The organism is Mycobacterium liflandii (assembly GCF_022354805.1).
Taxonomy (GTDB): Bacteria; Actinomycetota; Actinomycetes; order Mycobacteriales; family Mycobacteriaceae; genus Mycobacterium; species Mycobacterium marinum.
Window position 1 is genome coordinate 2,021,143 of the sequence record NZ_CP023138.1, and the last position, 13,299, is coordinate 2,034,441.

Here is a 13,299-nt window from a genome sequence, read left to right on the forward strand (position 1 = left end):
ATTCGGTTTGCTGTGTATCCGCAGAACGCAGGATTGGGGTTCAGGATGCAAAGGGTGCATGAGCGATCGGACGGTGATCGCCTCGGACAGGATGACGAAGAGGTCCGAGCTGCTATCCGCTTTGCGGCCCTGGCGGCCAGCGCTGGCGTCGGCTTCCTCATCATGGCGGCGTTATGGGTCAGTACGTGCGGCGGACGCGCAGGAGTCGACACCGCGGCGTGTGGCATGCCCGAGCGCACCTTGCTCGCGCTCGGGGCGCCGGCGATCCTGTTCGCCAGCGGGATATGGGCCTTCGTGCGCACCTATCGCGTGTGGCGTGACGGGGGCACCTGGTGGGGGTGGCACGGCGCCGGCTGGTTTTTGCTGACGCTGATGGTGGCGGCTCTTTCCCTGGGCGTTCCGTCAATTGCGGGTCCGGTACTGGCACTTTGACAAATAATTTGCCCTGATCACTCCACATCCTGTTCGGGGAGTTCTACCGTTGAAGGTAATGCCTGGTAATGGCGGCAATCGCGGGATAGAACGGGATAGCAGAGGAGGAGCCATGGGGGACACCTATCGTGACCCCGTCGACCACTTGCGGACGACGCGGCCACTCGCAGGCGAGTCGCTGATCGACGTGCTGCACTGGCCTGGGTACCTCTTGGTCGTGGCGGGCGTAATCGGCGGCGTCGGATCGCTGGCGGCCTTCGGTACCGGGCATCACTCCGAGGGCATGGCTTCCGGCGTGGTCGCGCTCACTGTCGCCGTGGTCGGTTTGATCTGGCTGGCGTTCGAGCATCGACGGGTTCGCAGGATTGCCGATCGCTGGTACAGCGAACACCCCGAAGTCCGTCGACAGCGGCTGGCCAGCTAGACGCCATTGGTGAGCACCCCGTCGTCGCTTGGCGGCTGCGGAGTCCGCCCCCTGCCGCGTCGGTGCTTGTTGGTGTTTGTCGCGGCTGCGGGGGTGGGGCATCTCGGCGGTACCCGGTGCGCGAAGAAACATGCAATCGAAAATCGATTCGCGGTTTTACCGGCGGTAGCGACTGGGTATCAGGTCTAAACCATGATGAGTACCGGCATTGTTGCGTCCGCGTTGTCACCCCATCATGGGGGACAAAATCGCCAAAGCACCGACCTAGATTTCCACTGCGACCACGATCACGACGACCGACGTCATCCCGGCAAACATCGCGATTTGCTCGAGCCGGCGCGTCCGGACTGTGTCGGTCCCGCCCGCCTCGCCGGTAGCTGGTTGAATACCCGGTGGCGATCATGACCAACCGGCTGCAACGCTGGGCCCAAAGCGGGACTCAAAGCGAGAGTACTGTCGGTGCAAAATTGCCGGGAGGCCAGATGACCGATGCGGATCCGCGCATCAACAAGCGCGAACGCGGCCACCGTGCCGTCGAACTCAACGTTGCTGCGCGCTTGGAGAACCTGTCGATGCTGCGCACCCTGGTTGGTGCCATCGGCACGTTTGAAGACTTGGATTTCGACGCTGTGGCAGACCTGCGGCTGGCAGTCGACGAGGTGTGTACTCGGCTGATCCGTTCGGCCACACCGGACGCCACGCTGACCCTGGTGGTGGACCCGCGCGACGACGAACTTGTGGTCCAGGCCTCTGCCGCGTGCGGTACGCACGACGTGGTGGCGCCGGGAAGTTTCAGCTGGCATGTGCTGACATCGCTGGCCGACGATGTTCAGACATTTCACGATGGTCGCCCACCTGAGGCAGCCGGCAGCGTGTTCGGCATCATGTTGACGGCTCGAAGGGTGGCCTCCGGCAGGTGACCTCCCGAACTGCCGGCGGTTCCTCTTCACGACCCAACGAATACGCCGATGTCCCGGAGATGTTTCGTGAGTTGGCCACCTTCGATGCCGACTCACCGAATTTCCAGCGCCACCGCGACACGATCGTCGAGCGCTGCTTGCCGTTGGCCGATCACATCGCCCGGTGTTTCGAGGGACGTGGCGAACCACGCGATGACCTGGTTCAGGTCGCGAGGGTCGGGATGGTCAACGCGGTGGTCCGCTTCGATGTCGAGACGGGTTCGGATTTCGTCTCGTTCGCGGTGCCCACCATCATGGGCGAGGTCCGGCGGCATTTCCGCGACAACAGTTGGTCGGTCAAGGTTCCGCGGCGGCTGAAGGAACTGCATCTGCGGTTGGGCGCGGCCACCGCCGAGCTGTCGCAGCGGCTGGGCAGGGCGCCCACCGCGACCGAACTTGCCGCCGAGCTCGAGATGGACCGAGCCGAGGTAGTCGAGGGCTTGGTAGCGGGCAGCTCCTACAACACCTTGTCCATTGACAGCGGTAGCGGTAGCGAGGACGACGACGCCCGCGCTATCGCGGACACGTTGGGTGACATGGACGCCGGTTTGGATCGGATCGAAGATCGCGAGTCGCTTCGTCCCTTGCTCGAGGCGCTGCCCGAGCGGGAGCGAACGGTTCTGGTGCTGAGGTTTTTCGACTCGATGACACAAACGCAGATCGCCGAACGGGTGGGCATCTCACAGATGCACGTCTCGCGGCTGCTGGCCAAATCCCTGGCGCGGCTGCGCGATCAGCTCGAGTAAGCGCGGCCGCGCGTCCCGTTCGCGGCCGGTTTTCGCGTGCCCTAGTGTCCGTTGACCGATGTCACGTCTCGAACAGCATGAGCGCGACCCGCTCCGCAGTTGCGATCGGATCCGTGCATTCGCCCGGGTCCGACGGCAGCACGCCGTTGAGCCACAGCATCGAGAAGCCATGGATGAGCGACCAAGCCGCGAGTTCGGCGCCGTGGCGATCCGCCACGGCTTTTGGATCTTGGAGCAGTGAGGCGCCCCGGGCGAGCTCCATCGAGGCGGCCGCGTGCGCGGCGGCCAGATCGCTATCCGTGCGGTCGATCAGGGACCAGTCGAACATCACCGCGTAGTGGCCCGGATGCCCGATCGCAAAGCGGACGTAGGCGCGGGCACCGTCGAGGAAGTTTCCGCGGGCCTCACGCAGTGCTTCGGCAAGCAACATGAAGCCTTGCGCCGCTAGTGCGGTGAACAATCCGCGCCGGTCGGTGAAGTGGTGGCCATAGGCATTGTGCGACACGCCAGCGCGGCGGGCCAGCTCACGCACCGACACGGCGCCAACTCCGCGCTCGGCGACCAGGGTGGCCGCTTCGGTCAGGATCGCGTCGCGCAGACCGCCATGGTGATACTGCGAGCGTTCACTCATTCGAGCATCGTACGAGTTGGCCCTGAGCCGCCACGCGTTAGCTCATGGTAAGTCAACGAGGCGGGTCCGGCCCTTCGGTCGACAGGTAGGCCAACCCGTGGCGGGAGATTCGGCCCAGCTTATCGACGTTGGCGTGCCGCAGTTCCGCAGCGTCGGGACGCCGTTCGGCTACCGATACCGGTGGCTCATCAAAGTTTGCTGACTAACGCCTGCTTGTCTCGTTCTGACGCGCTGATCGTGGCTCTTGCCGGAAGATCCGCTGTGTTACGGACGTCACAGGCTAACTACGTTTGCCGATCAGCGGCGTTGCGTCGAATCCTCTATTGAATACCGGCGCCGCGAGCAAAAAGCTATGAACTGCTAGTAATTGATCGTTCTGGCTCTGTGTCGCGGCAGCCCGCCGTCTGCCGCCTCGCCAATCGGAACATTCAGCTAACTTCACGCCGAGCCGTGTAGCCAATGTCAAGTTGCCAATATCAATATTTCACGTTGACAATGACAACATAGCCATGTACCTAAAGGGGCGTGACCGCATCGCGCGGTCTTGTGGTCCCCCTGGGCAGGGAATGCGCGCCGCCCTTGTGTCGCGTGGCAGGTAGCCGTGGCGAATGAGCTGAGGAGTTTCATATGACGGCTGGTACCCCGACGGTCTCGCAATGCCCTGGTGAGGACGACGGGGACCAGGCAGCCCGGTGGGTAGCGGCTTCGGCATTGTTGACCCTTGATCGGTCGTTGCATGAACTCGCCGACGCGGGACACTTCGGACACATCAGTGCCGGAGCCGACGGATCCGCGGTCGATCTCGTCGAGCTCAGTGCGATCGTGGAGCGCGTCGGTGGCATCGATGTCGGCCATGCGGCCCTGCTCGCGGTACATCACGGTGCGATGCAGACCGTCTTGCTCCATGGCAGCAGCCAAGCCCGTCAGCGATTCATCGATCCGATGCACACCGCCCGGCTGCTGGGTTCCCTGGCGATCACCGAGCCCAGTGTGTCCGGTTCCAACCTGCGTGAACTGGTCAGCACAGCGATCCCCGACGGCTCCGACTGGGTGATCAGCGCCGCGAAATCCTGCATTACCGGTGCGGGATGCACCGGCGTGTTCGTGACTCTGGTGCCGTTCGCCGTCGACGGTGGCACCGCGTTGACCGCGGTGGCGATCCCGGCTGACAGTCCGGGGGTCAGCGTGCTGCCCCCTGAGAGAACCTTCGGATTGCGGTCCGTTCCGGTGTCGGGCATCCGCTTCGATGGGGTGCGGGTAGCGCCCTGGCAGATCCTCGGCGGGATTGGCGATGGGCTCGAGGTGATCGACCAGGGCCTGCGGATCGGCCGCGCTAGCGCCGGCGCGATTGGCCTGGGCGTTATGAAGCGATGCGCGCAGTTGATCTACCGCTTCGCGTCACAACGGGAGGTGAGCACCGGCCTGCTCATCACCGACCCGGTTGTCCAGCGCCGCACGGCGCGCATCGCCGCAGAGATCGAATCGATCGAGGCCCTGCTCGGCGTCGTCGCGACCGAGCCCGACACCCCGCAAGAGATCTTCCTGACGCTCAAGGTCGCCGCCTCCGAGTTCGCCTATCACGCCACCGACAACGCGATGCAGACGCTGGGATGGCGCGGCTACGTGGAGCGCAACCGGGTCGCCGCATTGATGCGAGACGTCCGGTTCCTGCGGATCGGGGAGGGGCCTTCGGAAGCCCTGCTGACCGAACTGGGCGCTCGCTTGGCCGCGCGATCGGACACCGTCTATGACTGGATGGCAGCCGCGGCTCAGGCCGCGATGCGGCAAACCGGCTGCGGGAAATCGTGGACGAACTCGCTGCCGATACCTCGGTCAACAATTTTCACGACCTGGGCCGGCTTGGGGGCTGGGCGATCCTTGCGGCGGTGGCACCGCAAGGGTCGGCGGCGCAGGCGCTCATGGAGCGGGGTTGGCGTTTCGAACGGACCAAGGTGGGCGGGCGAGACGAGCACGCCAGCGGCTACGAACAGGCGCTACCTGCCTACGCCGATGCGGTCGGCACGCTTGATGAATTTCTCGCCGGCGACGCCGAGGTTGACCCGGCCCTGCATCCGCTTCGCCGGCGGGAGGCTGAACCGATCGTCGGTCCCCGGCGGCCGGGCGGGGATCACAGCATTCACGAACTCGTTGCCGCCCAGATCGAGCGCACCCCCCAGGCCATCGCCATTGAAGACGTTCACGGGGCCACGGTCACCTATGCCGAGCTGGGCGAGCGAGTCGACGCGTTCGCCGAACACCTAGCCGCGGCGGGGGTCCGACCCGGTGATGCCATCGGCGTCTTCCTCGGGCGCAGCGTTCACCTGGCCGTCGCGGCGCTGGCGATCGCGCGATCCGGGGCGGTGGTGGTGGTGAACCCAACCCATCCGAGCGCGCGGGTCGCGGACATGATCACCGATGCCGGTGTCAGTCGCGTTGTCGTCGACGATCAGACCCGGCCATTGGTTCCGGTCAACGCACCCGAGCTGATCGCGGCCGACCGCGCCGGCGCAGCGGTCGCGTCGATGCCGCCGCCCCAGCTCGATCCTGCTGAGCCGGCCTACCTCAACTTCACGTCGGGTTCTACCAGCCGCTCCAAAGCGGTGACCAGTTCGGACCGTGCATTCTGCAATCAGCTGCTGTGGCGGCGCGACGAATTCGGCCTTGGCGGCGATGATGCGTTGCTGCAGACGGCCGCACCCACATTCGACATCTTCATGTGGGAGATCTTCGGCCCGCTGGTGGCCGGTGCCCGGCTGGTGTTCAACCCGGGGGAGTGGGATCCGCACTCTATCGTCCAACGCGTCAGGCAGTCGAGCATCACGATGCTGCAGATCGTTCCCTCGCAGCTGGATGTGCTGCTCGAGGAGCCCGATCTTGGCCAGTGCATGACCTTGCGCTACGTGTTCTGCGGTGGTGAACCGTTGTCGCTGGCGCTGTGCCGGCGGTTTGCCGCCGTGTTGCCCCACGCCGAGCTGGTGAATCTGTACGGACCGACCGAGACGACCATCGATGCGACCTTCTGGCGTGTCGAAGTCGCCGACGAGGCATCCTGGGCGCCTATCGGACGTCCGATCGCCAACGCGTGCCTCTACGTTGTCGATCCGGAGGGCGCGCTGGCCGCCCCGGGGGGCGAAGGCGAGCTGTGGATCGGCGGTGCCGGCGTCACGATGGGCTACCTCGGCTCCCCGGCCATCACCGCGCAGCGTTTCCGCCGCGACGTCCGCTGCGCGCATCCCGGTGCCCGGGTCTATCGCACCGGTGATCGGGTACGCCAAAGACCCGACGGGACGCTGGAGTTCCTCGGTCGGATGGACCGGCAGCTCAAGGTGCATGGCGTGCGGATAGAACCGGCAGAGATCGAGCGAACCCTGTGTGAGCACCCGGGTGTGCAGCATGCGGTGGTCACCGTCAAAGAGCGCGCGCCCGGCGACAAGGCCCTGGCCGCCTATCTCATTTCCGACTCCCCGAACATGGAGCTGGATCTGGAGGCCGTGCTCAAGACCTGCCGCACCAAGTTGCCCGCCACGATGGTTCCGGCCGCGGTGATGGTGCTGGACTCGCTTCCCCGCACCTCGACCGGCAAGGTGGATATGGCCGCGCTACCAGCCGTTCCCTTCGCCGGTGCTGTCGGTGCTGCCGATGCTGACGCCGATGTGCGCGATGTGCCGCAGCGACTGATCGGACTGGCCAGAATCTGGGAAGAGATCCTCGGCCGGCCCGTCCTCGATCCCAATGCGGACTTCTTCCGCATCGGTGGGCATTCCCTTGCTGCGTTGCGGGTGATCATGCGGGTGCGTGAACGGATGGGCGTGGTCCTGCAGATGCGCGACTTCGTTTCGGCCGGGACCCTGACCGGCCTGCAAGACCTCATCGAGCAGAAACTGCGACAGGTCGCCACCGCCGCCGAGGTCGAGGTGCTTGAACCGGCGCCCGTGGACCGGCGGGCGCCCCTGCCGCTGGCACCCATGCAGGCCAATCTGTGGTACCTGCAGCAGCTGGCACCGACGATGTCGGCCTACAACATCGTCGAGGCCGTGCACATTCGTGGCGAGGTGGACACTCGACGCTTGGAAGCCGCGTTCGCCGCGGTGATCGAGCGGCACGAGGCGCTGCGGACGATCTTCCCCTATCAGCAGGGGCAGCCGGTCCAGGTTGTGCTGGCACCCGGCGGTGCCGCGCCGATCGAACATGCCGACCTTTGCGGCGGCGGCCAAGACGACGGCGATGCCCGCGCCCACGAGCTCATCGCCGAACTGGGGGCGCGCCCATTCGACCTGCAAAAGGATCTACCCATCCGAGTGCTGCTCATCGCGCTCGGCGCCGATGACCACTACCTGGCCTGGAGCGTGCACCACATCGCCGCCGACGGGTGGTCGGCCGCCGGACTGCTCAACGCCGAGCTGAGCAAGGCCTACGCGGCGCTGGGTAGGGCAGCGCGGCTGCCCCAGCTAAGCCTGCAACCAATCGACTACCACCACTGGGTGGCCGGGCAAATCACCTCCGGCGACCGCGCGGCGCTGGAGGGCTATTGGAGTGAGCATCTGCGCGATGCGCCGCCGGCGATCGATCTGCCCAGGGATTTCCCGCGCCCGCTGCGGGGTAGCTTCCGCGGGGCGCGAGTGCCGATCGTGATCGACGACGACGACCGGGCGGCGGTGCGAGCACTGGCTCGCGAGCATGGCGCGACCCCGTACAGCGTGCTGGTCGCGGCCTTCATGGCGTGGATCGCCAGCCGTGGCCGCCAGCGCGACATCGTGATCGGCGGCGTGACCGCCGGGCGTGAGCATTCCGGCATCGAGAACGTGATCGGCAACTTCGCCAGCACCCTGCCGTTGCGCTGCCGGCTGCGCGACAACCCCACGTTCGCCGACCTGGTCGTCCGCGCCCGCGATGAGGTCCAAGCCATGGTCGACCACAGTGCTTTGGCATTCCCCGACATCGTCAATGTGGTCCGCGCGGAGCGCGCTGGTACCCGCAACCCGATCTTCCAGGCCGTGGTCACGTTGTTCGACGGCGATATCGCCCCGGTGCGCATCGAGGGTGCCGAGGTCAGTCACGTGGCGGTCGACCCGGGGTCGGCCAAATTCGACTTGGTGGCGTCGTTTGCCGACGACGGGAAAAGGCTGGGCGGTTTCCTGGAATACGACCGCGAGCTGTTCAAAGCGGCCACGGCCGAGCGGCTGGCGGCCGAGCTGGTCGCGACCATCGGTTCGCTCACCCGAACACCCGAATGCCGCATCGAGGACTACGCCGTGGGCGGTGGGGCCTTCGTTGCGGTCATCCCAGCCCCGCTGACCCATGCCCAGCTGCGGATCTGGCTGCTCGACCGGAGGAACGCGGGCGGCCCGGAACTGTGTGCGCAGCGGTATTTCGACCTGCGCGGCAAGGTTGACGTCGAGCGGTTGCACGACGCCCTGGAGCTCCTTGCACAGCGCCACCCCGTGCTGCGGACCAGATTCCCCGAACGCGCGACCGGGCCGGTCCAGATAATCGGGGATGCCGAGCCGGTGCAAGTCCGCGATCTGCGCGGCCATGACCCAAGCGATCAGGAATCGCTACTGCGAGAGCTGGTCTGCGCGGATGCCGCCAGACCGATCGACATCACCACCGACTCTCCGCTGCGTGCGCTCATTCTTCGGCTGGCCGACGACCGGGTGGTGCTCGGACTCAACTACCACCAAATCGTTGCCGATGATTGGGCCGGGGCGACGATCTTGGCCGAACTGTCCCGGCTCTACGGCGCCCTGGGCGACGGGCCGCTCGATGATGAACCCCCCGTCGCGCCGACCATGGGGCAGCTGGCCCTGGCCGAGTCCGCCCAACCCCGCCATCGGCTGGAGGAAACCGACCTGCCGTTCTGGGACGAGATGCTCTCCGGCCTCCCGGGTCGCCTGGAGCTTCCCACTGATTTCCCGGCGCCGTCGGTGGCGTCGTTTTCCGGGGCCAGGTTCGAATCGCCGCTGCCCGATGATGTGCTCGAGCGGCTGGACCGGTTCGCGGCGCAGATCCAGGTGCAGCGGTCCACGGTGGTGCTGGCGATGTGGCAGTACCTGCTGCACCGCTACTCCCAGCAAGACGCGTTGCTGGTTGGGCTGCCGTTCCCGGCCCGCCCCGCCGGGGTGTCCGAGGCCGCGATCGGATATTTCGCAAACCTCCTGCCGGTGCGCGCGGATTTCTCGCCGGCGCTCACCTTGCGGTCGCTGACGACCGCGACCGCCGAGCGGCTGGCCGCGACGACGGCCCACGCCGACGTGCCCTTCGAAGAGCTGCGGGAGCGGTTCGCGGCGCGGGACAAGGCCGCGTCGCTGATCGAGGCGGCGTTCGTTCCGGAGGTCCCCGGCTCCTATCGGCCGACGCTGGACGGGCTCGACGTCACCCCGGTGCCACACGACCCCGGCCGTTCGCTGTTCTGGCTTTCGCTGTCCTTGCAGTCCGACGGGACCGCATTGCGGCTGGTGTTCGAATACCGCGATGCGTTGTGGGACGCACAGAGCATCGCGCGGATGGCCGCTCATCTGGTGACACTGCTGGCCGCGGGTCTCACCCAACCCGACGCCACGTTGGCCGAGTTCTCCATGCTCACCCAGGGCGAGACCGACCAGTTGCGGGCTCTGGATGGACGCCGCGAGATTCGGCCCGCACACCCTGCGCTGCACCGATGGTTCGAGGACCGGGCGCGAGTTGATCCGGACGCCGAAGCCGTCCGGTTCCTGGGGCGTGGGCTGACCTATGCCCAGCTGGACGCCGAGTCGAACCGGCTGGCCAGGTTACTGATCGCCGGTGGCGTGCGCCCCGGTGACAAGGTCGCGATGCTGCTCGAACGCACCCCGCTGATACCCATTGCGGTACTGGCCATCATCAAGACCGGCGCCGCCTATGTGCCGCTGGACCCCAGCTGGCCACCGCAACGAGCCGAACTCGTGCTGTGCGACTGCGCCCCGACGGCAATCCTCACCGAGACCGCGCTTCAACACGTGGTGGCCGACCATGACGCGCCGATCCTGCAGCTGGATGCGCTGGACCTCTCCGACCAGCCCGGGACCGGGGTCGACATCGAGGTGAACGACGACGACGTCGCCTATGTCATCTACACCTCGGGCTCGACCGGCCGCCCCAAGGGTGTCGAGGTTACCCACGCCAATGTGATGCGGCTGTTCAGCGCGACCGAGGGGCTCTTCGAGTTCACCAGCGCGGACCGTTGGACGATGTTCCACTCCATCGCCTTCGACTTCTCGGTTTGGGAGCTGTGGGGACCGCTTCTGTACGGCGGATGCGTGGTGATGGTGCCCTATCTGGAGACCCGGACCCCGCGCGCGTTTCGCGAATTGCTGTCACGTGAGCGGATCACCGTACTCAACCAGACGCCGTCCGCGTTTCGACTGCTGCGCGACGCTGACGCCGAGGCCGACACACCGCTGTATTTGCGCTACGTGATCTTTGGCGGCGAAAGGCTGACGTCTTCGGACCTGATCCCCTGGATCGAGGCACACGGCGATTCCCATCCCGACCTGATCAACATGTACGGCATCACCGAGACGACGGTGCATGTGACGTTTCGTCGATTGCGCCGCGAGGATGTGCTGGGCGGGCGGGGTTCGCGGATCGGACGCCCGATACCCGACCTCGAGTGCCTGCTCACCGACGCTGCCGGCAACCTGGTCCCGCTCGGTGTGCGCGGCGAGATCTGCGTGGCCGGTCCCGGGCTGGCAAAGGGCTACCTGGGGCAGCCGGAACTGACCGGTCAACGCTTTTGTCCCACACCCGTTTCGCCCTCGGGAGCGGCTGTACCGAAGCGGCGACGTCGGACGGCGACTGCCGTCGGGCGAGATCGAGTACTTCGGCCGCCTCGATCACCAAGTCCAATTGCACGGTTTTCGGATCGAGCTCGGAGAGGTCGAAAACGCCGTCTCGGGGCTGGAAGAGGTGGTGGCCTGTCATGCGATGGTGCGCCACGACGACGCCAAACCCCGGTTGGTGGCCTACGTGGTGACCTCGACCGGCGAGCAACTGCCGATCAGTTCCAGCCGCCAGAAGTTGGCCGCCCGCCTTCCCGGCTACATGCTCCCGTCAGCGATCGTCACCGTCGAATCCCTGCCACTGACCGCGAATGGCAAGATCGATCAGCGGGCGTTGCCGGCACCGATGGTGGCGGCCGGGGCGCCCAGCGCAACGCCGAGTGAGACCACCGACTCCACCCGGAATCTCGCCGCCTCGACGGTTGACCAGATCCGGCAGGTGTTCGCCGAGGTCCTGGGACTTCCCTCGGTCGGTGCTGACGACAACTTCTTCGATATCGGCGGCGACTCGATGCACGCGGTGAAGCTCTCGGCGAAGGCCAGAGCGTTGGGGCTGGCGGTGGAGGTTCAAGATCTCTTCCAGTGCCAGACGCCCGAGCAACTCGCGGCCGGCATGATCCGCACCGGTTCGGCCGGTGCGGCGCTGCAATCGGAGCCGCGAACGCCGATGGTCGAGGGTCCGCAACCCAGCGATCTGCCGCCGGGTGTGGAGGATGCCTACCCCCTGGCCGCCCTACAGGCCGGGATGCTGCTGCACAGCCGAGTCGATGGGCCGTGCATCTATCACGACGTGTTCAGCTATCTGGTAGACGCCCCGTGGGACGAGATCGCGTTCCGCGCCGCCGTCGACGTGGTCACCGCCCGGCACCCGATCCTGCGGACGACCTTTGATCTGTCCGGCTATTCGCGACCGCTACAGGTGGTGCGTGAAGAGGTGTGCACCCCACTGACGGTGATCGACCTGTCCGGGCAGAGCGCCGCCGAACAGGAGGCCACCGTGGCGGCCTGGATGGAAGCCGAATCGAGTGCGGCCATGCAGTGGCAAACCCAGACTCCGTTCGGGGTGGTGATCCACGTGCGCGATGGCGAACGCTTCGAACTGGGGCTGACGGTCCACCATGCGCTTCTGGATGGGTGGAGCGTGGCCGAACTTCAGCGTGACCTGCTCGTCAGCTACGACGCATTGCGGACCACCGGCGCGTCCCCGGCCCGACCGCGGCTGCAGAACCATTTTCGGGAATTTGTCATGCTCGAGAGCGAAGCCGAGGCCAGCCCGTCGAGGGCCTTCTGGCTCGATCGGCTACAGGGCTTCCAAACGCTGCGCTTCGCGGGTGACCGCCTGCAGCACGTCCGCCCCAAGTTCCGGTGGATCGAGCTGCCCGAGCGCATCGAGGCGGGCCTGGTGCGGATGGCTCGCAGTCGACACGTACCGCTGAAAAGCACGCTGCTGGCCGCCCACCTGGCGGTCAACGGCCGTCTCGGCGCCACCGACGACGTCCTGAGCGGGGTTGTCGTCAACGGCAGGCCCGAAACCGACGACTCGGCCAGCGCCCTGGGGATGTTCTTGAACACGGTCCCGTTGCGGATCAAGATGACGGCACCGGACTACGCCGGGCTGGTCGACCAGGCGTTCGCCGCCGAGCGCGACCTGTTGCCGCATCGTCGGGTGCCGTTGCGGGCAATCCAGCGTGACATCGGCATCGGCGGATTGTTCGAGACGGCGTTTAACTTCGTCAGCTTCGACAAGGCCGGTGCCAGTGAGCGCACACCGGTTTCCGCGGGTGCCAGGGATTCGAGAACCTTGCGGCGCAAGATGATCGCCCACACCAATCTGCCGTTGGTCACCATATTCGCCCGCGAGTACGGTGCCCTCGGCATCGGCATCGAATACGATCCGCGGCTGGTTTCCGACGAACAGTTCGACGCGATTGTCGCCGCCTATCTGGATGCCATCGAAGCCATCGCCGATGGTGGATCAGCTCGACTTCCGGTGTTTCGGCACGAGACGGAGTTGAACTTCCTTCGCCCGACGGGTCTGGTGGCGCCACACGTGGCGGCCAACCCCCAGGAAGTCACCCGCAGGCAGCTGGAGCGGATCTGGGAGCGGGTTCTGGGCCATCCCGTGGTCGGTACGGATTCGGTGCGCGATTGCGGCGGCGACTCCATCGACGCTTTGGTCATCGGTGAGCACATCGCCACCGAATTCAAGTGCGATCCGCCCCTTGCCGAACTCCTCGACGGTGCCACCGTGCAGTCGCTGGCGTCGACGCTGACGCCGGCGGGCACCGGGTGAAATCTGTGGCCGGGGGCG

The 13,299-nt window shown here is 66.2% G+C and carries 5 protein-coding genes and 1 pseudogene; 5 read left to right on the forward strand and 1 reads right to left on the reverse strand.

The window, feature by feature from the left end:
- Window positions 1–45: 45 nt before the first annotated feature.
- The 4 genes from CKW46_RS09170 (at window position 46) to CKW46_RS09185 (ending at window position 2,561) form a co-directional block, all read left to right on the forward strand.
- The gene (locus tag CKW46_RS09170; protein WP_482053077.1) at window positions 46–432 is read left to right on the forward strand and encodes a hypothetical protein; all 387 of its coding nucleotides are present in this window, start codon (window positions 46–48) and stop codon (window positions 430–432) included.
- Between the two features lie 112 nt (window positions 433–544).
- Window positions 545–856 carry a protein UsfY gene (gene usfY / locus CKW46_RS09175; RefSeq protein ID WP_012393121.1) on the forward strand — a complete coding sequence of 104 codons (312 nt, stop codon included), beginning with the start codon at window positions 545–547 and terminating at the stop codon, window positions 854–856.
- A 482-nt stretch (window positions 857–1,338) separates the two neighbouring features.
- Window positions 1,339–1,776: an anti-sigma factor RsbW gene (locus CKW46_RS09180; protein WP_015354822.1), complete on the forward strand. Its 438-nt coding sequence runs from the start codon at window positions 1,339–1,341 to the stop codon at window positions 1,774–1,776.
- Complete coding sequence (locus CKW46_RS09185) at window positions 1,773–2,561, forward strand: RNA polymerase sigma factor SigF (protein ID WP_482053078.1); 789 nt, start codon at window positions 1,773–1,775, stop codon at window positions 2,559–2,561. Before CKW46_RS09180 ends, CKW46_RS09185 begins: the two co-directional genes overlap by 4 nt.
- 61 nt (window positions 2,562–2,622) lie before the next feature.
- Here CKW46_RS09185 and CKW46_RS09190 read toward each other — a convergent pair whose 3' ends face one another.
- Window positions 2,623–3,192, reverse strand: a complete 570-nt coding sequence (locus CKW46_RS09190; protein ID WP_012393123.1) for a TetR/AcrR family transcriptional regulator — start codon at window positions 3,190–3,192, stop codon at window positions 2,623–2,625.
- Window positions 3,193–3,819: 627 nt separating this feature from the next.
- Between CKW46_RS09190 and CKW46_RS09195 the strand changes: the two are divergent.
- A pseudogene (locus CKW46_RS09195) lies at window positions 3,820–13,281 on the forward strand (amino acid adenylation domain-containing protein).
- The last annotated feature ends 18 nt before the right edge of the window (window positions 13,282–13,299 follow it).

Bases quoted from the DNA above. Each gene is read 5' to 3' on its own strand.
- CKW46_RS09170 (WP_482053077.1), top strand. From the start codon at position 46: ATGCAAAGGGTGCATGAGCGATCGGACGGTGATCGCCTCGGACAGGAT.
- usfY (WP_012393121.1), top strand. From the start codon at position 545: ATGGGGGACACCTATCGTGACCCCGTCGACCACTTGCGGACGACGCGG.
- CKW46_RS09180 (WP_015354822.1), top strand. From the start codon at position 1,339: ATGACCGATGCGGATCCGCGCATCAACAAGCGCGAACGCGGCCACCGT.
- CKW46_RS09190 (WP_012393123.1), bottom strand. From the start codon at position 3,192: ATGAGTGAACGCTCGCAGTATCACCATGGCGGTCTGCGCGACGCGATC.